The organism is Pseudoramibacter faecis, from assembly GCF_036289405.1.
GTDB classification, from domain to species: domain Bacteria; phylum Bacillota; class Clostridia; order Eubacteriales; family Eubacteriaceae; genus Pseudoramibacter; species Pseudoramibacter faecis.
The window spans coordinates 398,822-420,584 of the sequence record NZ_JAYFFI010000001.1; the positions used below are offsets into that span (position 1 = coordinate 398,822).

At 61.6% G+C, this 21,763-nt stretch carries 24 protein-coding genes and 1 pseudogene; 11 read left to right on the forward strand and 14 right to left on the reverse strand.

Going from position 1 to position 21,763, the window contains the following annotated elements:
• Window positions 1-214: 214 nt before the first annotated feature.
• Window positions 215-2,074 carry a heavy metal translocating P-type ATPase gene (locus tag V3C63_RS01900; RefSeq protein ID WP_329886117.1) on the reverse strand — a complete coding sequence of 620 codons (1,860 nt, stop codon included), beginning with the start codon at window positions 2,072-2,074 and terminating at the stop codon, window positions 215-217.
• A 242-nt stretch (window positions 2,075-2,316) separates the two neighbouring features.
• On the opposite strand from V3C63_RS01900, the gene V3C63_RS01905 reads away from it, so the two are divergent.
• Window positions 2,317-2,898, forward strand: coding sequence for a TetR/AcrR family transcriptional regulator (locus V3C63_RS01905; protein WP_329886118.1), 582 nt, complete (start codon window positions 2,317-2,319; stop codon window positions 2,896-2,898).
• Window positions 2,899-3,235: 337 nt separating this feature from the next.
• Window positions 3,236-4,687 (forward strand): alanine/glycine:cation symporter family protein, encoded by a 1,452-nt coding sequence (locus V3C63_RS01910; protein ID WP_329886119.1) that lies wholly within the window; start codon window positions 3,236-3,238, stop codon window positions 4,685-4,687.
• Between the two features lie 64 nt (window positions 4,688-4,751).
• Here V3C63_RS01910 and V3C63_RS01915 read toward each other — a convergent pair whose 3' ends face one another.
• The 6 genes from V3C63_RS01915 to V3C63_RS01940 all read right to left on the reverse strand — a co-directional run bounded on the left by V3C63_RS01915 (window position 4,752) and on the right by V3C63_RS01940 (window position 9,259).
• Complete coding sequence (locus V3C63_RS01915) at window positions 4,752-5,411, reverse strand: HAD family hydrolase (protein ID WP_329886120.1); 660 nt, start codon at window positions 5,409-5,411, stop codon at window positions 4,752-4,754.
• A complete protein-coding gene (locus V3C63_RS01920; RefSeq protein WP_329886121.1) occupies window positions 5,399-6,091 on the reverse strand; it encodes a thiamine phosphate synthase in 693 nt (230 codons plus the stop codon). Before V3C63_RS01920 ends, V3C63_RS01915 begins: the two co-directional genes overlap by 13 nt.
• On the reverse strand, window positions 6,088-6,420 hold the full coding sequence (locus V3C63_RS01925) for a thiamine-binding protein (RefSeq protein ID WP_329886122.1): 333 nt from the start codon (window positions 6,418-6,420) through the stop codon (window positions 6,088-6,090). Before V3C63_RS01925 ends, V3C63_RS01920 begins: the two co-directional genes overlap by 4 nt.
• A 1-nt stretch (window position 6,421) precedes the next feature.
• Complete coding sequence (locus V3C63_RS01930; protein ID WP_329886123.1) at window positions 6,422-6,550, reverse strand: hypothetical protein; 129 nt, start codon at window positions 6,548-6,550, stop codon at window positions 6,422-6,424.
• Between the two features lie 234 nt (window positions 6,551-6,784).
• The gene (gene gpmA / locus V3C63_RS01935; protein WP_329886124.1) at window positions 6,785-7,534 is read right to left on the reverse strand and encodes a 2,3-diphosphoglycerate-dependent phosphoglycerate mutase; all 750 of its coding nucleotides are present in this window, start codon (window positions 7,532-7,534) and stop codon (window positions 6,785-6,787) included.
• A gap of 582 nt (window positions 7,535-8,116) precedes the next feature.
• Entirely contained in the window at window positions 8,117-9,259 is a 1,143-nt protein-coding gene (locus V3C63_RS01940) for an Mbeg1-like protein (RefSeq protein WP_329886125.1), read from the reverse strand.
• A 359-nt stretch (window positions 9,260-9,618) separates the two neighbouring features.
• Between V3C63_RS01940 and V3C63_RS01945 the strand changes: the two genes are divergently transcribed.
• Entirely contained in the window at window positions 9,619-10,062 is a 444-nt protein-coding gene (locus V3C63_RS01945) for an ECF transporter S component (protein ID WP_425355319.1), read from the forward strand.
• Window positions 10,063-10,170: 108 nt separating this feature from the next.
• Here the strand turns inward: V3C63_RS01945 and V3C63_RS01950 are convergent, their stop codons facing one another.
• Window positions 10,171-11,124 (reverse strand): L-lactate dehydrogenase, encoded by a 954-nt coding sequence (locus V3C63_RS01950; RefSeq protein ID WP_329886126.1) that lies wholly within the window; start codon window positions 11,122-11,124, stop codon window positions 10,171-10,173.
• 11 nt (window positions 11,125-11,135) lie between these two features.
• Window positions 11,136-12,434, reverse strand: a complete 1,299-nt coding sequence (eno, locus tag V3C63_RS01955) for a phosphopyruvate hydratase (protein ID WP_329886127.1) — start codon at window positions 12,432-12,434, stop codon at window positions 11,136-11,138.
• Window positions 12,435-12,775: 341 nt separating this feature from the next.
• Here eno and V3C63_RS01960 point away from each other — a divergent pair, with 341 nt between their 5' ends.
• Window positions 12,776-13,363: a cytidylate kinase-like family protein gene (locus tag V3C63_RS01960; protein WP_329886128.1), complete on the forward strand. Its 588-nt coding sequence runs from the start codon at window positions 12,776-12,778 to the stop codon at window positions 13,361-13,363.
• Window positions 13,364-13,407: 44 nt separating this feature from the next.
• On the opposite strand, the gene V3C63_RS01965 is transcribed toward V3C63_RS01960, so the two are convergent.
• From V3C63_RS01965 to V3C63_RS01980, 4 genes are all read right to left on the reverse strand, one after another.
• Window positions 13,408-13,740 carry an SDR family NAD(P)-dependent oxidoreductase gene (locus tag V3C63_RS01965; RefSeq protein WP_329886263.1) on the reverse strand — a complete coding sequence of 111 codons (333 nt, stop codon included), beginning with the start codon at window positions 13,738-13,740 and terminating at the stop codon, window positions 13,408-13,410.
• Between the two features lie 18 nt (window positions 13,741-13,758).
• Window positions 13,759-13,932, reverse strand: a complete 174-nt coding sequence (locus V3C63_RS01970; RefSeq protein ID WP_329886129.1) for a hypothetical protein — start codon at window positions 13,930-13,932, stop codon at window positions 13,759-13,761.
• A 164-nt stretch (window positions 13,933-14,096) separates the two neighbouring features.
• Complete coding sequence (locus V3C63_RS01975) at window positions 14,097-14,516, reverse strand: hypothetical protein (protein ID WP_329886130.1); 420 nt, start codon at window positions 14,514-14,516, stop codon at window positions 14,097-14,099.
• Entirely contained in the window at window positions 14,513-14,827 is a 315-nt protein-coding gene (locus tag V3C63_RS01980) for a hypothetical protein (RefSeq protein WP_329886131.1), read from the reverse strand. The genes V3C63_RS01975 and V3C63_RS01980 overlap by 4 nt, the downstream gene beginning before the upstream one ends.
• Before the next feature lie 276 nt (window positions 14,828-15,103).
• Here V3C63_RS01980 and V3C63_RS01985 point away from each other — a divergent pair, with 276 nt between their 5' ends.
• From V3C63_RS01985 to V3C63_RS02000, 4 genes are read left to right on the forward strand one after another with little or no spacing between them, the layout of a single operon-like run.
• The gene (locus V3C63_RS01985) at window positions 15,104-15,433 is read left to right on the forward strand and encodes a hypothetical protein (RefSeq protein ID WP_329886132.1); all 330 of its coding nucleotides are present in this window, start codon (window positions 15,104-15,106) and stop codon (window positions 15,431-15,433) included.
• Complete coding sequence (locus V3C63_RS01990) at window positions 15,424-15,780, forward strand: DUF1304 domain-containing protein (RefSeq protein ID WP_329886133.1); 357 nt, start codon at window positions 15,424-15,426, stop codon at window positions 15,778-15,780. The genes V3C63_RS01985 and V3C63_RS01990 overlap by 10 nt, the downstream gene beginning before the upstream one ends.
• 23 nt (window positions 15,781-15,803) lie before the next feature.
• Window positions 15,804-15,932, forward strand: a complete 129-nt coding sequence (locus V3C63_RS01995; protein ID WP_329886134.1) for a hypothetical protein — start codon at window positions 15,804-15,806, stop codon at window positions 15,930-15,932.
• A gap of 31 nt (window positions 15,933-15,963) precedes the next feature.
• Complete coding sequence (locus V3C63_RS02000; RefSeq protein WP_329886135.1) at window positions 15,964-16,416, forward strand: GNAT family N-acetyltransferase; 453 nt, start codon at window positions 15,964-15,966, stop codon at window positions 16,414-16,416.
• Window positions 16,417-16,564: 148 nt separating this feature from the next.
• Here the strand turns inward: V3C63_RS02000 and V3C63_RS02005 are convergent, their stop codons facing one another.
• Window positions 16,565-18,811 (reverse strand): Cna B-type domain-containing protein, encoded by a 2,247-nt coding sequence (locus tag V3C63_RS02005; protein WP_329886136.1) that lies wholly within the window; start codon window positions 18,809-18,811, stop codon window positions 16,565-16,567.
• A 258-nt stretch (window positions 18,812-19,069) separates the two neighbouring features.
• Between V3C63_RS02005 and V3C63_RS02010 the strand changes: the two genes are divergently transcribed.
• The 3 genes and pseudogenes from V3C63_RS02010 to V3C63_RS02020 form a co-directional block, all read left to right on the forward strand.
• Window positions 19,070-19,834, forward strand: a complete 765-nt coding sequence (locus tag V3C63_RS02010; protein ID WP_329886137.1) for an SAM-dependent methyltransferase — start codon at window positions 19,070-19,072, stop codon at window positions 19,832-19,834.
• Between the two features lie 29 nt (window positions 19,835-19,863).
• Window positions 19,864-20,505: a cupin domain-containing protein gene (locus V3C63_RS02015; protein WP_329886138.1), complete on the forward strand. Its 642-nt coding sequence runs from the start codon at window positions 19,864-19,866 to the stop codon at window positions 20,503-20,505.
• 36 nt (window positions 20,506-20,541) lie between these two features.
• Window positions 20,542-21,726: pseudogene (locus V3C63_RS02020) on the forward strand (anaerobic nitric oxide reductase flavorubredoxin); the annotation flags it as partial.
• Window positions 21,727-21,763: the final 37 nt, after the last annotated feature.

The window sequence follows — 21,763 nt, forward strand, 5'->3', positions numbered from 1 at the left end:
GAAGGACAAACCATTGCGTTGGGACGCTTGCCGGACGATAAGCCGCCCGGGCAAACAAACTTTGGCTGAGAAGAGAAGGCCGATCCGCTCGATATCGCCCCACCTTGCCCTTGCGCCTGCCGCTCCACCCGCTATACTCAAAGCAAGGCACACAAAAAGCGGCCCTGTCGAGCCGCCTTGATGCCAAAGCTGATCTTTCAAACGCGGCGCCCCGTCATTCGGACGGCGCCCCTTGATCCCTGGCCGCGAGCAAAAGCGCCGCACTCACCACCACGAACACCGAGCCGAAGTTGTGCCAGAGCGCCCCGCTCACCGGCGTGAGCACCCCCAGAGCCGAAAGCACGATGGCCGTGACGTTGATGATCATCGAGGCGACGATGTTCACCTTGATGCGCGCGAGGCACCGGCGGCACAGGGAAAGCAGATAGGGCAGGCGGGCGATATCATCGGTCACGAGCACGGCGTCCGCACTTTCCACGGCGATGTCCGAGCCAATGCCGCCCATGGCGATCCCCGCGTAGGCCGCGGCCAAAGCCGGCGCGTCGTTGACCCCATCGCCCACCATGGCGATCTTCGGCGCCGCTGGATCCGCCGCATTGTAGCGCACCGCCGCGAGCTTCTCGTCCGGCAGCAGGTCCCCGCGCACGGTGTCGATGCCGACGGCGCGCGCGATGGGAGCCGCCGCCTCGGCGTGGTCCCCAGTCAGCAGCATCGGCGCGATGCCCAGCCGCTTCACCCCGGCCACCGCATCCGCAGCCGCCGGCCGCAGGGTATCCGCCAGGGCGAGGGTCCCGGCAAAACGGCCGTCCACCGCGGCAAAAATCACCGTCTGCCCGACCTGCGCAGCCGCCGTATCCGCCACATCCACCCCCCGCTTTGCAATAAAGCTTTTGCGCCCGGCCAGCACCCGGTGCCCGGCCACCGTGCCGGCCACCCCCTGCCCCGGGGTCATTTCAAAACCCGCCGCCTCGGGCAAAGGGCCATCCGCCGCGGCCGCAATGGCTTTGCCTAACGGATGCTCCGAGCGGGCTTCCACCGCGGCCACCTGCTGCAAAAGGCGCGCGTCGTCGCCGTCTGCCGCCGCCACCGAGACCACCGCCGGTTTCCCGGCGGTGAGGGTGCCGGTTTTGTCAAAGGCCAGGCGCTCCACCGCCGCCAGCCGCTCCAGAGCGTCCCCGGTTCGGATCAGCACGCCGTAGCGCGTCAGGTTGCCGATGGCCGCCGCCACTGCCGTGGGCGTCGCGAGGATAAAGGCACAGGGGCAAAACACCACCAGCACCGTCACCGCGCGCATCCACTGATGGGTCACAACCCCCGTGACCACTGCGCAGGCCAGCGCCGCCAGCACCAGCCAGCTGGCCCAGCGGTCCGCCAGGCCTACGATGGGCGCCTTTTCCGCGTCCGCCGCCTCCGCCAAGGCAATCACCCGGGCGAGGGCGCTGTCGGTTCCGGCCGCCGTGACCCGCATATCGAAGCTGCCGCAGCGGTTGACCGTGCCGGAGATCACCGCGTCCCCGGGGCCCGCGTCCACCGGCAAGGGCTCCCCGGTCATCACGCTTTGATCCACCGAGGTCTCGCCCACGGTGATGACGCCGTCTGCCGGGATAGTCTCCCCGGCCACCACCCGCAGGGTCTGCCCTGCGGCCACATCCGCCGCCGGCACCACCAAAGTCGATCCGTCATCCGCGACGAGGCGGGCGGTTTTGGGCGTGAGCGCCACCAGGGCCGCGATGCCCCGCCGCGCCCGATGGTCGGTGTAATCCTCCAGCAGGGAGCCGATCTGCATGATCAGCGCCACCTCTCCGGCGGCAAACCACTCCCCGGCGATCACCGAGGCGATCAGCGCGATGGCAACCAGCACGTCGGCCTTGATGTCGTGCTCGGTAATGAGCGCCACCGCCGCCCCCACGACGATGGGCACCCCGCACAGGATGATGCCCACCCAGGCGATATCCACCGGCAGGGCCGAAAGCCAGCCCATAAGCGAGCAAATGAGCGCCGCCGCCGAAAGCGCCACACAGACCACGGTGACGCGCGTTTCGTTCGACAGCCAATTTTGAAGGATTGTTTTCATGCGCTTCTCCTTTCCCGGCTCCGGCTTGCATCCGGCCGGGCCATCGTTTAAAATAAAGGACAAATAACCGATAGCAAACATTTTGTTCGTCATCTTCAGGATAGTCCCCCCAAACAAAAAAGACCAGACACAAAACCGCCGGCCTGTTCCTTACGGCACAGTTTGCGGTTTTTGTCCGCTCCTGATCGGCTTTAAACGTTTTTTGGCTCGCTTTATTTTGATTTTATTGAAAAGGAGACCCCATGGACCGCCGCCAGCAAAAAACCCGGCAGGCCATTTTCACCGCCTTTGAGCACCTGCTTGCCACCACCCCCTACGACAAGATCACCGTCGCGGCCATCATCGAGGCCGCCAATGTGGGCCGCTCCACCTTTTACGCCCATTTTCCCGCCAAGGACGACCTGTTTCGCGCCCTGTGCGGCGAGATCTGCGCCCATGTGACCGTCCATCACGACACGGCCGAGCCCACCCACGATTTTAAGGACAAGGGTGACACCCGCTCCGCCATCACCCACATGTTTTATCACCTGCAGGCAGAGGGGCGCCCCATTGCCCGGGTGCTCGCCTCCGACGCGGCGGGGCTTTTTCTCGAGCCCTTCCGCCGGGCGCTCAAGGCGGTTTTCGCCGAAGAACTGGCCTCGGCCATCGCCGCCCGGGATGACATCCCCGCGGATTTTCTTCTCGGGCATCTGGTGGCCACCTTCGTGGAGACGGTGCGCTTCTGGATCGACGGCGGGCGCCGCGCCACCCCGGAGGAACTCGCCGCCTGCTACAGCGCGGTGATCGATCCGGTGTTGAGGCGAGGGGCGCAGGATGCAAGGTGATGCATGACTCTCCGCTTTTCCCAGCCAAGGGGCCGTTTGATCGAATGGCCTCGTGCCTGACCGGCGTTTGGCCAATGCTGATTTGTATCGGCCGAATGCTTTTCTGAGGGAGAGCGAAGGGGATTGACCGATTGGTTTTACGCAAGGCGGATGAGGTCGCTGACCGCTAAGGAAGAACCGCTCCCCCCGGCGCAAAAAGCGTTTCAAGGGTGAAAAAAGAACGCGCTCGACTGATGCAAGCCGCATCATCAATAAAAATTGACCCTTTTCCCATTTCCTGCTAAAATAATAGCACTGCGGCCGCGCGCCGCACATTATCATCAGAAAAGGATTTTTTATGCAAACATTCACGCACTTTTTAGGTGCCGCCAACGCGGCCGTCTGGGGCATCCCCATGCTCGTCCTGCTGGTGGGCACGGGCATTTTTCTTTCGGTTCGGCTCGGCTTTCTGCAGTTCCGCCATTTCGGCCACGTCCTGCGGGAGACCGTGGGCAAGCTCTTTTCCGGCGAGGGCGGCGGCGACGGGGCGCTCACGCCCATCCAGGCCATGACCACCGCCCTGGCGGGCACCGTCGGCACCGGCAATATCGCCGGGGTGGCCGGGGCCATCTCCCTCGGCGGGCCGGGAGCCATCTTCTGGATGTGGGTGGCCGCGCTCTTCGGCATGTGCACCAAATTTTCGGAAATCGTGCTGGCGGTGCATTTTAGGGAGCGCAACAGCCTTGGCGACTGGATCGGCGGCCCGATGTATTACATTAAAAACGGGCTGGGCAAGCGCTGGCGCTGGCTTGGGGCGCTCTTCGCCTTCTTCGCGGCCATCGCGGCCATCGGCACCGGCAACCTCACCCAGATCAACACCATCGCCACCTCCATCGGCGCGATCTTTGCGGCCTATCACCCGGCGATGACGGCGGGCCAGCTGCAAATTGTCTACCTGGCGGTGGGCATCGTCGGCGCCATTCTCACGGTGATGGTGCTTTTCGGCGGGATGCAGCGCATCGGCATCGTCACCGAAAAGCTCGTCCCGGTGATGGCTTTGGTGTATATCGTCGCGACCCTCGCCGTGGTGATCGGCCACGCTTCGGCGCTGGGATCGGTGTTCGCGCTGATTTTCGAGTCGGCGTTTTCGCCCCGGGCCGTCGGCGGCGGTCTCGCAGGTGTCGCCATCGTGCAGGTGGTCAAGGCGGGCTTCGGCCGGGGGATTTTCTCCAACGAGGCGGGGCTCGGCACGGCGCCCATCGCCCACGCGGCAGCCAACGTCTCCCATCCGGTGCGCCAGGGACTTTTCGGCGTGTTCGAGGTCTTCGCCGATACCATCGTCATCTGCACCCTCACGGCGCTGACTATTTTGATCTCCGGCTGCGCCCCGGCGTTTTACGGCAAGACCGCCGGCGCCGACCTGACTATTTCCGCCTTTGCCACCACCTTCGGCAACAAGGCGGCGGCCATCATCATCGCCGTGTGCATCACGATGTTCGCCTTCTCGACGCTCCTCTCCTGGAGCCTTTACGGCGCCAGAGCCACGGAATTTCTCTTCGGCACGAAGAGCATTAAGGTGTATCAGGCGCTTTATATCCTCTTTGTGATCGTTGGCGCCAACGTGCAGCTGGCCGTGGTTTGGCAGATCGCCGACACGATGAACGCGCTGATGGCGATCCCCAACCTGATCGCCGTGCTGGCCCTTTCGCCCACGGTGGTGCAGCTGGCTAAAGCCTACTTTGCAAAGCGGGGCCACGAACGCCCGCGGATTTCCCGGGAAATAAATCTGCCCGACGAACCCGCGTCATGACCCGCGCAGCAAAACAGCCCTGCATTCTCGGTGCAGAGCTGTTTTTTTCTGGTTGATTTTCGGATTAGGCCAAAACGAGGGTCACGGCCGCATCCAACCGCATGACTGCGCCCTCGGCCGCGGCGCAAAGTTTTGGCCAATGGTCCGCGCTTTCGGCGTCGAACACGGCGCAGGTGCGAAAACCGGCCGTCGCCGCGGTGCGAATCGCCGTGAGCTCGTCCTCAAACACCCAGATATCCCCGGGCGTGCGCTCCAAATGGGCCGCCGCGGCTTGGTAAATCGCCGGATCTACCTTGCCCGCCCCCACTTCACTGCAGGTGAGCACCGCCTCGAAGGCCGCTAATATCTCCAGCCGCATCAGCGCCGCCGTCACCGGTCCGCGGTCGCTTGCGGTGGCGAGCACCATGGGCACCCCCGCCCGGCCCATCGCCGAAAGAAAAGCCAGCGCCCCGGGCTTGAGCGCCGCCTCGCGGGCATAAAATTCCTCGACGACGGCGTTAATGCCGGCGACAATGGCCGAAACGCGCCCCGGCAGATCAAAATGCGCCTTCAAATAGGCCGCGCCCTCGGCCATGGCCATCGGAAAGAGCACCTCCCCAAGACCTGCGGGGGCCGCGATGCCAAAGCCCGAAAGATAGCGCGCCCCGGCTGCCTTCCAGATGCCCGTGGAGTCGAGCAGCGTACCGTCCAGATCCAAGATCACGCCCGGGGTCACGCGTGCCACGCCGCCACCAGCTCCGCCGCCGCCCGGCCGGGATCGTCCGCCTCGGTCACGGCGCTCACCACGAAAAAGCCGGCGATGCCCGTTCGCTTCAGATCCGGGATATCGGCGAGCTTCACCCCGCCGCCGATCACCGCGGGAATGGGGCTAATCCGCGCGAGCTCGGCGATTTCATCCAGGCTTCGGGTCACCAGATGCCCGGCAGCGTCCCGACCGGCCTCGGGCTTGGTGGCCGTCTCGTGCAGCGGCCCCGCGCCGAAATAATCGATCTCCGAAATGTCCACGCCGCGCACGTAATCGATGAGCTCCCGGGTGCGCGCCGACAGCCCGATCACAGCAGAGGGGCCGAGGTATTGCCGGCACACCGCCGCGGGAATATCCGACTGGCCCACGTGGATGCCGTCCACCCGGATGCCGGCCGCCCTCGCCGCAAGCGCCACGTCGAGCCGGTCGTTGACCACCAGGGCCACCTGCCCGGATTTGCCCGCCTCGGCAATCGCCGCCGCCGCATCGCCGCACAGGGCGATGAGTTCTCTGGCCGAGGCCACCTTCGAGCGCAGCTGCACGATGGTAAAGCCCGCGGCCACCGCGTCGCAGATCACCGTTTTCACCGGACGGCCCTGGGTGTTTTCCGGCCCGATCACCAAATAGGCCGAGATGTCTAAACGCTCGCGCAGGCTCATGCCGGGCCTCCCTTCCCCGGTTTCGGATCGGTGTCGCCGAGGATCGCGTTCACCCGGTCGACCTTGGCCGTCATCATATCGGAAAAGCCCGGACGCACGTCCGCCTTGAGCACTACTTCGGTGCGGATGCCTGCCTCGGCCAGCACCATGGTCGCGTCCTTCACCACCTGCATCACCGCATCCCACTCGCCTTCGATCTCGGTGAACATCGAGTGCGTGCGGTTTTTAAGCCCGGATGCCCGAATCACGGCGATCGCCCGGGCAACCTCCGGCGCCATTTCGTCCCCCAGGCCCACCGGCGCGATGGCCAAAGCGATTAATGTGTTCATGTTAAACCTCCTCCAAATCAAAGGGGTTCGCCGCGATGGCGTCCCCCGTGGCCCGATGCAGCGCGTCGATGAAATGCATCTGAAAGCTCCCGGAGCCCGCGGCCTGCTCAATCGTTTTTTTCGTTTGCATTGTTTCTCCTTCCGGCGCGTCCGGCAACAAAAAAGCCCTCCCGCGGGGGAGAGCCTGTTCGCTTGTGTTCGCCTCCTGCGACCGTATCCGCTGATCGGTTCAAGGGGTCAGGTTTTAACCCTCTTGGCGCCGCTTGCGTCCCCCCGCGCCACTTTCATGATTACGGACAGGATAGCACGCGCCGCGGAGCGCGTCAAGGGCGCCGGGATCTTCTTCCCCGCGGGCCCGGCCGGCTTATTTGGCCTTGCCCTGGTTGGCCACGGCGCTCACCTTCGCCGCAATCACCTCGGGATCGCCGATGTATTCCTTCGAGATGAAGCCGCCCTTGTCGTCGAGGGTGTAAACCAGCGGCACCGCGGTGGGGATGTTAAATTCGAGGATTTCGGCCTCGCTCATGCCCTCGAGATACATGGCCAAAGCGCGCAGGGAATTGCCGTGGGCCGCGATGATCACTCGCTTGCCGGCGAGCATTTCCGGCAAAATATGCTCTTCATAATAGGGCACCGCGCGGTCGATGGTTAACTTCAGGCTTTCGGCCAGGGGCAGATTCGCCGCATCCACGCCCCGGTATTGATCCTGCAGGGCCGGGTTGCGGGGGTCTTCGGGATCGAGGGCCGGCGGGGTGGTCGCAAAGGAGCGCCGCCAGATCTTCACCTGATCCTCGCCGTATTTCGCGGCGGTTTCGCTCTTGTTGAGTCCCTGCAGCGCGCCGTAGTGCCGCTCGTTCAGGCACCAGGTCTTGATCACGGGCAGCCAGCAGCGGTCGAGGCTCGTGAGCGTCAGGTCGAGGGTGTGGATCGCGCGCTTCAGATAGGAGGTGAAGCACAAATCGAAGTCGAAGCCGGCTTCCTTGAGGGCCTTGCCGGCGTCAGCGGCCTCTTCTTGCCCCTTGGCGGACAGTTCGGCGTCGTGCCAGCCGCAGAATTTGTTTTCCTTGTTGTATTCGCTTTCGCCGTGGCGAAGCAGGACTAATTGCATGGTCATGAATTACCTCTCGTTTCTTTTGCATGGTGCGGCGCCGGGCCGCCTGTGAGAACCTTGTTTAGCTTTATTGTAGGCAACCGGCGCGCCCCCGTCAAGCCCATTCGCCTGTAAATTGTCGCCGGCATCATCGGTTGTGGGGTCTGGATCGCCGACCGTTTCACCTTGACGGCAGGCTATCCGTTTTCAAAATCACAACTTAAAGGAGTGCTCTATGTCTTCAAACCCAGTCATCCGCGACTTGATTCTCCGCCAGCTGTCTGAGCTTCCCGATGTCGCCGCCCGCGCGATGACGGCAGAACCCCGCTTTATGTCCGGGTCATCGGCGGGATTGATGACGACCGCCTGCCCGTCAAGCCCGTGGACGCGGCTCGCACCCTGCTGCCAGATGCGCCGCTGGAGCTGCCATACCCGGGGGCCAAACCCATGCTCCGGGTCGCACAGGGGCGATGCCCGCGCGCCGACGGCGCTTTTCGACACCGCGGCCGACGCCCTGCCCGCCCCAAAGAAGCGATCGAAACCAAAACGCCAACCATCGCGGCCAACACCTGCACATCAAAAAAAGACTGCCAAGCAGTCCTTTTTTTACGATTCTTTGGCGCCCCGCAGCCTTCTCACCCGGCGGGCACCCGCCGCGGCAGCTTCCTTCGCATCGGCGCCGACCTTTGCCCCGCCGGTTTTCACCAGATCGGCCAGCACCGCGAAAAACTGCTCCTGCTCGCCGCGGGGCATCTCCCGCAGGGCGCCCGCCATGGCCCGCATCGCCGCAAATTTGTTGGCTCCCAGCGCCTCCACCGTGTCGCCGCCGCTGCCCAGCACGGCAAAGAGCGCTTCGGTAAAGCGCCGGCGGCTCTCGTCGTCCTGATGGGCGATCCAGCGGGAAAGGGTCGTCTCGAAAAACAAGCTCGCCCCGGTGCGCTCTGCCGGCACAAAACGCCGCCCCCGGACCTGCCAGGTCATCGCGTCGTGCTGCCAGATGCCCCGGCCGTCGCTGGCCACCACCCGGCGGTCCCAGCCACTGACCAAAAGCCCGCCGATGATCGTTCCCGCCGGCACCAGGCTTATGACCCGGGGCAGCAGCCGTCGGTAGCCCGGCTGCCTTGTGATCTCCCGACGAAAGCCCGGCCCGTCGTTGGCATACACGGCGAGGATGCGCGCCTGCACCGAAGGGCGCGCAAAGGCCGCGGCATAAACCGCGAAGTTGCCCCCCTTGGAGTGACCGCCCACCCGCAGCGCGCCGGGATGCCCCCGAGCCGCCTCGGCCAGATAGGCCAGGGCCAGCCGCTGGCCGCCGGTTTCCGGCAGATAGCTCAGGTTAAAATCCTCCTGCCAGCCGACGAGGGTATTGTCCGTCCCGCGGTAGGCCACATAGGCGCTGCCGTCCGGCAGCACAAAGGTCAGCGCCGCCATTTGGGTCTGGGCGGCCGCGTCCACCCGATTCACAAAGCCCGTCACCCGCACCGAGGCAAATCGCCTTGTGCGCGCCGCCTGCTGCAACAGCGTGCCGCCCTGCCGCTCGATCGACGCTTTTGCCGCCCGCTCCCGCCGGCCGGTCCGCCGCAGATACCGCTTCGCAGCCGTCGCCAGCGCCGCGCCGCCCGCGGGCAAAAGGCCTGTCCAATCGGCATAGGTCAGCTCCGAGAGCACCACGTTGTCCACCTCGTTAAAGCCGTCCGCCGCGAGGGGCAGATCCCCCCGCCAGGCCAGATAATCGCTGAGATTTGCCATCTTGCGCACCTTCTTTCGCCGTTTGTTCTATTTTTACCGTTCTTTCTCCCGCTGATGCCGCGCATCCGCTTTTCCCACCGCGCTTATCATAACAGAAAATGTCTGCCCCGCCCAAGACCTTCGCCGAAAAACGGCCTCTGATCCTGTTATTTAAAATGCAATTGACCCTTTTATTCGCGCCGGAATCCGATAAAATAAGCAGTGAATCATTATCTGACCTGCCAGTCGCACACATCAAGGAGGCTTTCACATGAATGAGCACAATCAACAAGTTCTTAAAATCACCTTTACAGGTCTGACGGCCGCTCTGGATCCCGGTCGGCGCCGGCGATCAAACCTCGATCCATCTGGGCAACGCCGTGGTGGTGCTCGCCGCTCAGCTGATCGGCGGCGTATGGGGCGGGCTGGGCGGCGCCGTCGGCATGACCGTCGGCGACCTTTTCGACCCGATTTATATCCCCATCACCTTCATTTTAAAATGGCTTCTCGGCCTGACGACCGGACTTGTCGCTCATAAAATCGGCAGGATCAACACCATCCGCGAACCAAAACGCTATTTTAAATGGGCGCTTTTTTCCGCGATCGCCGGACTTTTGTTCAACGTGATTGCCGATCCGCTTTTGCGCTATTATTACAAGATTCTGATTTTGGGCAAACCGGCGGCCGCCTTGTCGTTAGGCCTTAATCTATTCTCCAGCGCCGCCAATGCGATCGTCTCTGTCGCCGCGGCGACAGCGCTTTATATGGCCCTGCGCCCGGTGCTTGCCAAGGCGGGCCTTCTGCCAAAAGCCGGCCGTCTTTAACCCGGTTCATCAAAAAACGGCGGAGCATTTTCCGCCGTTTTTTGCTATTTTTATTTTCCTTAAAAACACCCGAAGCGCACGGCCCCGGGCACGAAATGCGGATATTTTTTAAAGATCGACGGCGTCGATGATCCCCTGCAGCGCCGTCACCGAACGGAAAAAGCGTTCGCTTTCCCCGGCGGAAAGGTCGAGGGGAAGCACCTTTTCGATGCCCGACGCGCCGACGATCGCCGGCATCGAGAGAAACAAATCGCCTTTGATGCCGTAAATCCCCTGCATGTTCACGGAAACCGGCATCACCGCGTGTTCGTCGCGAAAGAGCGCCTCGGCGATGCGCCCCACCGCCATGCCGACGCCAAAATAGGTGGCGCCCTTCTTCTGAATAATGTCGTAGGCCGCGTTCACCACGTGCTCATAGATCTCCTGCTCGTTTTCCTCGTGGGACCGATAGCCCCGGAACTCGCAGAACTGGTCCAGCGCGATGCCGGACACATTGGCCTCGCTCCACACGGCCAGCTCCGAATCGCCGTGCTCGCCGATGATATAGGCGTGCACCGACTGGGGATTGACCGCCAGGCGCTGCCCCAAAAGATAGCGCAGGCGCGCCGAGTCGAGCACCGTGCCCGAGCCGATCACCCGCTCCTGGGGATAGCCGGAGAGCCGCCACGCCGCATAGGTGAGGATATCCACCGGATTGGAGACGATCAGCAGGATCGCGTCGCGGTTGCGCTTCGCGATTTCGGGGATGATGCTTTTAAAGATCCCGACATTCTTGTTGACGAGGTCGAGTCGCGTTTCCCCGGGCTTCTGAGCGGCGCCCGCCGTCACGATCACAAGCCCCGCGTCGGCGATGTCGCCGTAATCCCCGGCGCGGATGGTCATCGGCTTGGCAAAGGGAATGCCGTGGCTCAAATCCATGGCTTCCCCTTCGGCCTTGTCCCGATTCACATCGATGAGCACCATCTCCGAAAAGAGGCCCTTCTGCAACAGCGTGAAGGCGATGGACGTGCCCACAAACCCCGTCCCGATGATGCCGACCTTTTGAATATTAACCGCTGCCATGACGCGCCGCCCTAAAAGGCCCTGCCCGGCCACACGGCCGAATTGCCCAGTTTTTCCTCAATGCGCAGCAGCTGGTTGTATTTGGCGGTGCGCTCGGTGCGGGACGGCGCCCCGGTCTTGATCTGGCCGGCGTTGGTGGCCACGGCGAGGTCGGCGATGGACGTGTCTTCCGTTTCGCCGGAACGGTGGGAGACAATGGCCTTATAGTCCGCCTGATGCGCCATCTTGATGGCGTCCAGCGTCTCGGAGACAGAGCCGATCTGGTTGAGCTTGATGAGGATCGCGTTGGCGCTGCCGCCGTCGATGCCCTTCTTCAGGCGTTCGGTGTTGGTCACAAAAAGATCGTCGCCGACAAGTTGCACCTTGTCGCCCAGGACGGCGGTCATCTTCTGCCAGCCTTCCCAGTCTTCTTCGTCCAGGCCGTCTTCGATGGAGACGATGGGGTATTTGTCCACCAGAGAGGCCCAGTGGGCGATCAGCTCGTCCGCGGTGAAGTAGCGGCCGCTCTTGGGCTGGTCGTATTCGCCCTTTTTGCCGTCCTTGCTCTTCCATTCGGAAGCGGCCGCGTCCATGGCGAGCACAAAATCGTCCCCGGGCACATAGCCCGCGTTCGTCACCGCCTGGAGGATGTGCTCGATGGTGTCCTCGTCGGAATCGAGGTCCGGCGCAAAGCCGCCCTCGTCGCCGACGGCCGTGGCTTTGCCTTCGGATTTGAGAAGGGCGGCCAGCGCGTGATACACCTCGGCGCAGCGACGCAGCCCTTCCTTAAAGCTGAGCGCCCCCACGGGCATGATCATGAATTCCTGGGTATCCACCGAATTGGTGGCGTGGGCCCCGCCGTTTAGAATGTTCATCATCGGCACGGGCATCCGCGTCGCGTTCAGCCCGCCCCAGAAGCGGTAGAGCGGCACGCCCAGCTGGGCCGCCGCCGCCTTGGACGCCGCCAGCGAAACCGCCAGAATCGCGTTGGCCCCCAGCTTGGATTTATCCCGGGTGCCGTCGGCGGCAAACATCGCCGCATCCACCGCGTAAATATCGGACGCGTCCATCCCAATCACCGCCTCGGCGATCGGCCCCGCGATGTTGGCCACCGCCTTGAGCACGCCCTTGCCGCCGTAGCGCGCTTTGTCGCCGTCGCGCAGCTCGAGGGCTTCAAATTCGCCGGTGGACGCGCCGGAGGGCGAGCAGGCCACGCCGACGGCGCCGCCGGCCAAAACCACCTCGGCTTCCGTCGTGGGATTCCCGCGGGAGTCAATCACTTCGCGGCCGATTACCTGCACAATGGTCAACGCATCTTTCGTTTGGTTCATGTGGATACCTCTTTTCTCATTCTTCCTGTTTTCTCTTATCTTCCTAAACTTTTAATGGCCGGCTGCCCGACCGTCGCCGATGGGCGGCCATCAGTTAGTTATTCCATACCGCTGTCTGTGTTCAGTATAAAGAAAAGTTCCCGAATTGTCAAAAAATCTTTCAGATTTTAAGCTATTTTAATCATTTTTTTTAAAAAGTTCCCAAATTCTTCAATTTTCATTCATCATCCGGTGTCCGGACCGCCATTTGTCAAAATCCCGATTGTCTAAAAATAGACAGACCTTTTCGCCGCACCGCATGCTATAATACAGTTAAATAAACAAGCGAGGAGGTGACCATCATGGGCAAAGTCTTAACCATCGGCAGAGAGTACGGCAGCGACGGCCGGGCCATCGCCCGGGAAGCCGCGCAGGCGCTGGGCGTCGCCTTTTACGACAAGGAGCGTATCCGCCAGATTACCAAAATGGCCAAACTGCCTGAAGTGGTGCGCCAATACGACGCCGGCCGTTTAGAATACGAGGTCGACGACTACAACATCGGACGGGGCTATTTTACCGTTGAAACCGACGACGCCTTCACCTATCACCTGGAGTCGGCGGTCATGGCGCAGGTGGCCGCCGCCGAGGACGCCATCATCGTCGGGCGGTGCGGCGATTATGTGCTGCGGGATAAAGCCGACAGCCGTCACGTTTTTATCTATGCCCCCTTCGATTACCGGGTGAAGCTCGTTTCCCGGCGGGACGCGGTATCGCCGGAGGATGCCGCCCGCGTCGTCAGACAGATGGACCTGCGCCGCAGCCAATACTACACCTACTATACGGATCGATCCTGGAACGATCTGCGGCACTATCATCTGTCCTTCGACGCCGCCGCCTTTTCCCGGGACAGCAGCATCCGCATTTTAATCCAGGCTTTCGCGGCCATCTGACGCGCGAAAAAAGGCTCCTTCGGGAGCCTTTTTATTTTGGCCGTTCACATCGCCGTGTAGCCGCCGTCCACCGGCAGCACCACGCCGTTGACATAGGGCGAGGCCGGCGCGATTTTATTGCCGGCCATCCCGCAGACCGAGGCGATGCTGATCACCCGGCCGCAGCCCTGGGGCAGCATGGTCTTTTTGGCCACCTCCCGCGCCATTTTGAAGGTGCCGAACAGATCGATATCCGGCTCGTTTTTAAACTGCTCGTCGGTGATGTCCTCCGCCGGGGCAACCCCGCCGGTGCCGGCGTTATTCACCAGAATATCGATCCGGCCGAAGCGATCGAGAATCGTCCGGACCGCCTCGCCCACCATGGCCGTATCCGTGATATCGCGGCGTCTCCACCCTCATAGGTATCGTGAATCTCCTGGGCCACCGCGTCGATCAGGGCCTGGCGCCGGGCGATCGGCACGATTTTCGCCCCCCTGGCTGGCCAGGGCATGGGCCATCTGCACGCCGAGCCCGGTGGACGCGCCGGTCACCATGGCCACGCGATCCGTTAAATCAAAATACGCTTTCATTGCGGATCTCCTTTCGTTTAAACCCAATACAGCCTTCGGCCGCCCGGCAATATCGGTGTCGTTTCGGAATGGTTATCCCGGAAAAAAAGATCGGCTCCTATTTTTAAGTCGTTTTCATTGTAAAGTTTCGGCTTTTCTCTGTCAATCGACGGGCATCCTTTTCCTTAAGTTTCATTAAGCGCTTCCGGCGCGGCTTGCAGCTGTCGCCAGAGCGTCTCGGCGTCACTGGCCGTGATGGCGTCCATCAGGGCCTCCCGCCGTTTGGTATCCGCCGCTTCCCGGGCGGATGTGCCCTTTTGGGCCGCGCTCAGGTAATGCAGGGTGTAACGCCCCAGCCGGCCGCTGGCCCCCGGCTGATAGCCGAGGCGTCCGGCGGCGGTCAGTTCCTCTCTGGCCCGCTGCAGGCTTTTGGCCGAAAATCCGCATTGATTGATCAAAAGGGCGGCGGGCGCCTGAAAGCTGCGCGCCCAATGCTGCCGGTTGTTGAGATCGAGCAGCACGAGCCACAAAAGCCGCGCCTTGGGGCTGAGACCGCTGATTTCAAAATCGCGGTGGATGGCGTTGATCTCCTGAATATAGTTCATCGCCGCTCTCCGTGGCCCAGCTTCAGGCCGCCTCGTCCCGGCGGCAGGGGCCAGGTGCGCCGCCGGGGACGCGCCGGATTTTTGCGTCCTGCGATGCCCCCCGCCAAACGTCGATAGGTCTCGCCGTCCGCCAGGATCAGGGCCCGCTCGTCCGCCGCATCGGCCGCCGCCCAGCTCATCCGGGCAAAGCAGGTTTCGGGATGAGCGCATTCCGCCCGCGCCCGGGCATTCAGCGCCCGGCAATGGTTGCTGTAGGTTTCGTCGTAATTGCCGCAGTCTTTGTCAAAACAGGGTATGATGGCCTGTGTCATAATCGGTTCCTTTCGCGCCGGCCGGCTGTTGGTTCATTCATCGATGTGCCTTCGAGTTTAGCCCGAAACCCGCGCGAAGGGCAGAGGCGGCGCGCCCACAAACGACGGATCGGCGGATTTTAAATTCGTCGGCCGGGAGCCGCCGCGCTGTGTTAAAATAAGGAGAGCGATTGATATGGGCGCGCGATCTTTGGCGATCCCGATAAGATCAGCGGACGCGGCGCGATAAGCAAACGCGATAAATCGCGTCCCTACAACGGTCTCGTTGGGATTCAATTGCCGGTCGTCCTCTATTTTCGCAGAAAACAGCAAGAAGACCGCCGAGGAGCCTTCCAAAAACGCGAATCAAAGATGCGCCTTTTAGCTGAAAGCGACCTCGCATTGAATCCGTTAAACAAATCGCTGAGATCTGCGGGCTTGATGAATCACGCCCCTGCAACGATTCGCAGAGATTTGATTTATCAAATCCGGATGTTTGCGAATGTTCACCAGCAAACAGCCTCTTATCGCAACCGCGTGGTTATGCGTCTGCCAGCCGCCCCGGGGGCGATTCGCCCCGCCGGATTTCGCATTTTATTTTTAGAAAGGAATTTTTCATGCATCTGATCACCAAAATTTTGGCGGCGCTTACCGCCCTCGAATTCTTTTATATTTTTTATCTTGAAACCCTCGCCACCGCATCCGAGCGAACGGCCAAGGTCTTCGGCATGAACGTCGAAACTTTAAAAACCGACGCTGTGAATCTCCTCTTCAAAAATCAGGGGGTTTATAACGGGCTGATCGCCGTACTGATTTTGCTGGCCGTTTTCGCCTTCGCGAGCAAGGCCGCCGTGATCTGCCTGATGGCTTATATCGTGGCCGTCGCCCTTTACGGCGGCATTACCAGCAACCCCAAAATCATTTTGATGCAGGGCGGCCTCGCCATTTTGACGCTCATTAGTTGTTTGCTTTAGTGCCTATCGAAAGGAACCCTTTAATGACCCGCGCCTCCACCGTCCGCCTGACCGGCGGGGCAGAGGCCGGCGATCTGCGCCCGGGCTATGAGCGGCTGAGCGCCCCATCCCCGAATCACGAAAGGAGCCCCCATGCGATTCATCCCCTATGACCCGCGCTACCAGAACCAGGTGCTCGGCCTGGTGCTCTATCTGCAAAACTGCGAGAACCGCGCCGAGCTTTCCCTGGAGGACCAGCCGGAGCTGGCCGATATCCCCGGGCATTTCTTCCCCGGCGGCGGGGGCTTTTGGCTCGCCCTCGACGAAGCGGACGACCGCGTCGTGGGCACCATCGGCCTCATGGTCCGCGGCCGGACGGGCCTGCTCAAAAAATTCTTTGTCGATCCGAGCTGCCGCGGCCGGCGCGCCGGCGTTTCCTCCGCTCTCTTTGGCCGCCTAACGGCGCGGGCCCGGGCCGAAAGCCTTGCCCAGATCGTGCTCGACACTCCCGCAAAAGCCCGGCGCGCCCACCGCTTTTACCGCAAAATGGGCTTTCGCGAAACCCCGCGCGCCGCACTGCCCATTCCCTATCCCGCGCCGAGTGTCCCCAGTTTGTTTTTCGTGCTGGATCTTCCCGGCGCGGAGCCGATGCCGTGACCTTGCCGCCGTGAGCGCTCCCGCATCGAACGGGCGTTATCCGGAACCGGTTCAACAAAAAAAAGGACTGACCCCCGTCCTCACGGGGGTCAGTCCTTTTTGTTAGCCGTTTGCCGGGCTTGTCGTTCAAAGCCCGAGCTTAAAATCTTTATCGATCGGTGGCATGCCGCCGTTTTTCCCGAATCCCAAGCACCGCCATCATCGCCGCCGAAATGCCGAGGCTCGCCGCGAGGGCGGCAACATTGGCAGGATCGCCGGTTCTTGGCCGTTTTTGGCCTGCCGGGGGCTGGGGCCCGAATTTCGTCTTTGCCGTATTGGTGATAACGTAACCCTTCGCCGCATTCCCGGTGATCACCTTGCTGTATCTGGCTGGCACCGTCGTTTCGTCCACGGTGTAAACCACAGTTTTTCCGTTTTGTTTTTTGGCAAGGCCGCTCCAGGTGTGGGTCCAGCCGCCCGCTGCGGTGAGCTTCACCGGATCGCCGCTGGCTTTGCCGTCGGCATAAAGCTGCACCATAACGCTGGCAGGCCGCTTTCCGCCCCGGTTGTCGCGCCACACCTTCGTAACCTTCACGCGGGTGCTCGGCACGTTGGTGAGCGTGTAGCCGTTCTCTTGGCTGCCGGTGATCGCTTCCGTGGCATAGCCCTTAACGGCACGCTCCTTCACCGAATACGCATAGGCATGGCCGTCGGCGTCGTTTTTGGGCAGATGCGCGAAGGTCAGCCGCCAGTTGTCGCCGGCCTTCACCGTTTCATACCCCACGTATACCGGCTTGCCGCCGCCTTGGCTGCGCCACAGCTCCACCTGGATGGTGTCCGGACGGCCGTCGCTGTTGCGATCGTCCCATCGCTTGGCGACCGTGACCGATGTCTCTTCGCATTGGCCCATATTGACCGTCCCGTTAGAGCCGATGCCGGCGCCGCGGGTCGCGGAGGTGTTCCCGGAGATCGCGACCTTCGCCAGGTTTTCCGCGCCGGTGTCCACCGTCACGTCGGTATGCAGCGACAGGCTCTCCTGATGGATCGCCATCAGCCGGCCGGTGAGTTTATTGAGCGGCACCTCCGAGCCGTTTTCGTATTTCCAATTATAGGGTGTGCCGCCGAGCATGGACGGGGCAATGCTGTATTCCGGATCGCCGCTGTGGGCACCGTAGGCATTGCTTGCCAGAATATAAATTTCCTTAGCGGATTTCGCCTGATTCCCATAAAGGGCCACGCCGTTTTTCACATAAATATGGGTCTCGGAATTAGGGCAGGAGGCATAGCCGCCGCCTTCCATCGAAGCTTTGTTTTCCTTGATCACCCCGTTGGTCAGGTTGAGCACGCCGTTGTGGAAACCCTTATTTAGATATTTTTTCGAATAGCCATTGACATAGATGCCCCCGCCGCCGAAGGCGCTGTTGCCGGTGCCCTTGCCGTTCATCGTGTTGCCTGTGATTTTGCCGCCGGAAATATTGGCCGTCCCATAGGTTTTGGTGTAGCCCGCCTGCACCAAAATGCCCCCGCCGCTGGAGCCTGCAGTATTGCCAGCCACCGTGCCGCCGGTCATGTTAAGCACATATGCGGCGTTACCGGCAACACCGGTACCAATGGAAATGCCGCCGCCCAGGTTGTCCGACGTGTTGTTTTGAATGGCGCCGCCACTCAGGTTAAAGGTCGACCCCTGGTACACGGCCACTCCGCCGCCGGCCGCCATTCCCCGCATGCCCTCAGCAGTGCCGTCCACGGCCTTGTTCCCTTGGATGGTGCCGCCCGACATATTGAAGACGGCATAGTTCAGAAAGATGCCGCCGCCGTAGTTCGCCGTGTTGTTTTGAATCGTGCCGCCGGTCATGTTGATGGTGCCGCGGTCGCTGTGGATCGCCCCGCCCATCGCGTGAAAATAGTCGAGATCGGTCAGCGCGTTGTTCTGGAGCACGGCGCCGTCCCGAACGTTTAGCGTTCCCGCCACATCGACGAGCGACTTTGTCGTCTTTGTCGCCGCCTGGCTGTTCCCGTCCAGCGTGATGTCCGAAAGGGTAGCCGCGATATTGCTGTTCACCCGCATCAGATAACCGTCAAATCCGGGATCCCGTTTGATCGCCGCGTTGGTGCCCTTCAGGGAAAGCTCCCCGGAAATCGACACCGTGCCGGTGATATAAATCGTCTGAATGCTCTGGTCGGCCGCCGCCAGTTCTTTGGCCCTAGCAAAGGTCTTAACGGCACTTCCTGCCGTGGTCCCGTCGCTGGCATCATCGCCGCCTGCGCCATTCAAATAGACAGCGCCGCCCGCCGCGTGCACCCTGGCCGGCTCCGGAGCCGCCATCGACAGCGCGAGCACACAAAGGATCCCCATCAGCATTGCGAACAGCGCACGGCCGAGCCTGCGGACACTTTTGGTATTTTGCATCATCATCGTTTCTCCATTCTATTGATATCTTTTCATCCTAAACTTTAAAGCGCGATTGCTTAACAATTTCTTATTATGTGATTAGTTTACATTATTTTGTCCCCTGTTGTCAAATCCCGTTTGCATTCTTTCGGCGTTTTCTATCAATTTTTTTAGTATTTTGTTGGCCTAACAACGGTTTTTTTCGCCCATCGGTGTAAAAATAAAACGCAGAGAAGGAAAAATGCTGAAAGATCCTGGGGAGCCGTGGCAGGAGGTCACACAATGGCAGAAGCAGGACATGTATTTTTGGCAAGAATGGGGAAAACCACCCTGCGCCCCGGCGGCATCGACGCCACGGCCTGGCTGATCGCGCAGGCCGGACTCAAGCCGGACACGCGCATCCTCGAGGTGGCGTGCAACATGGGGCGCACGATGATTCAGCTTTCCGAGCGCTTCGGCTGCGCCATCACCGGCGTCGACCGCGACCCCGAGGCCCTGGCCCACGCCCGGGCCAACATCGCAAAGCACCATCTTGAAGACAAACTCACCCTGGTGGAGGGCGACGCCACCGCGCTGCCCTTTGCCGACGCGAGCTTCGACATCGTCGTCAACGAGGCGATGCTCACCATGCTTGTCGGCGGGAAAAAGGAAGCGGCGCTCGCAGAATATTTTCGGGTGCTGCGCCCCGGCGGGCTGCTCCTCACCCACGACGTCGTGCTCTTCACCGATAACCCCGCCGAACAAAAGGATTTGTGCGCCGGGCTGTCCCGGGCAATCAACGTGCACGTCGAGCCCTTTAATCAGACGGGCTGGTATGATCTGCTCACCCAAAGCGGCTTTGACGTCCGGCAGAAGGTCGGCCCGATGACGCTGATGCGCCCGTCAGGCATGATCCACGACGAGGGGCTGGGCCGGACCTTCAAGATCATCCGCAACGCCCGCAAAAAAGAAAACCGGCCGATGTTCCGGAAAATGTTCACGTATTTCAATGCGCACAAGGCGCAGCTGGGCTATATCGCCAATGTGAGCCGAAAGCCCGGCGCCTGATGCGCCCATTTTTTCAAAAGGAGGCCGCCATGAAGGCAGGCAAGGTTTTTTCAATCGCCCGCGACAATCCCGCGGTGCCGGGATGCACCGTCTCCGGGGAAATGCTCCCCGGGGTCCTCTGTTTTTCTCTGGCGGCGGGCACCGATATCAGCGCCGAGCGCTACCCGAATGATACGCTGCAGCTGCAGCTTGCGGGCTACTCTCGGCTCACCGCGCCGGACGGAGAGATTACCCTCGCTCCCGGCACCTTCGCCGTCAAACCCGCGCACACTGATATCGGCGTCGCGGCCGAAGGGCATCAGGACAGTATTTATTTAGAAATGGATTTACCAAAGGAGAACACCATGCATCAATCGATTCAAGCGGGCGAAATTTTCGCCCTGGCCGATCTCGTCCCCTATCAGGACGGCAAAATTGTCAATATGGATGTGGTGAACAGCGATCACCTGAAATTCGTCGTCATGGCCTTTGACGACGGCTGCGCCCTCGCCGAGCACGCGGCGCCGGGGGATGCCCTGGTCTTCGCCCTCGAGGGCCACGCCGAAATCGGCTACGACGGCGAAAGTCACGCCATCGCCGCCGGCGAAAACTTCCGCTTCGCCAAGGGCGGCCTGCACAGCGTGCGCGCGACGGGCCGCTTCAAAATGGCCCTGCTTTTGATGCGGGATTAACCGCACCGATTCATCAAACAGAAGGAGGCAAACACCATGGGCAAAAAAATCACGGACAAGGTGACCTGGGTCGGCAAGGTCGACTGGGAGCTTAAGCGCTTCCACGGCGACGAGTTTTCCACCGACCGCGGCTCGAGTTACAACGCCTATCTGATTCAGGACGAGAAGACCGCCCTCATCGACACGGTGTGGGGACCCTACGACCGGGAATTCGTCAAAAGGCTTGCGGAAACCGTCGACCTGAACCGCATCGACTACATCGTGATGAACCACAACGAAAGCGATCACAGCGGCGCCCTGCCGGAGCTGATGCGCCGGATCCCCGACACGCCGATCGTCTGCACCCAAAAGGGCGAGGCGATTTTGCGCGGGCACTACCACGCGGACTGGCAATTTATGACCGTGAAGACCGGCGACACGCTGAATCTCGGCGAGACGACGCTGACCTTTGTCGAGGCGTCGATGCTCCACTGGCCGGACACCATGTTCAGCTATCTGTCCGGCGAGAACATCCTCTTCTCCAACGACGGCTTCGGCCAGCACTTCGCCACCGAATCCCTCTATGACGACACGGTGGATCCCTCGGCGCTGCGCTACGAGGCCGAAAAGTATTACGCCAATATCTTAAACCTCTACAGCCCGATGGTCACCCGCAAGATCAACGAGATCCTCGGGATGCACCTGCCGCTTCGCATGATCTGCCCGAGCCACGGCATCATCTGGAAAAACGACCCCGGCTGGATCGTGAACCAATACCTGAAGTGGGCCGATGCCTATCAGGAAAATCAGATCACCCTGGTGTACGACACCATGTGGCAGTCCACCCGCAAAATGGCCGAGGCCATCGCCGAGGGCATCCGTCTGGCGGATCCAGCCGTCACCGTGAAGCTCGCGAACGCGGCCAAAGACGACAAGAACGACATCCTCACGGAAATCTTCCAGTCGAAGGCCATCCTCGTCGGCTCGCCCACCATCAACTACGGCCTGACCCACGCCATCGGCGGCATCCTCGAGATGGCCCGCGGTCTGAAGTTTAAAAACAAAAAAGCCGCCGCCTTCGGCAGCTACGGCTGGAGCGGCGACGCCCCGGCCCAGATCACCGAGCAGCTTAATGCCGCGGGTTTTGAGATCGTCGACGACGGCATCAAAACCCTTTGGGTGCCCGATGATGCCGCCACGGAGGCCTGCCGGGCCTACGGCGAGGCCTTTGCCCGGGCCGTGGCGGGTGAAACCGCACCCGAGGGCGACACCCCCGCCG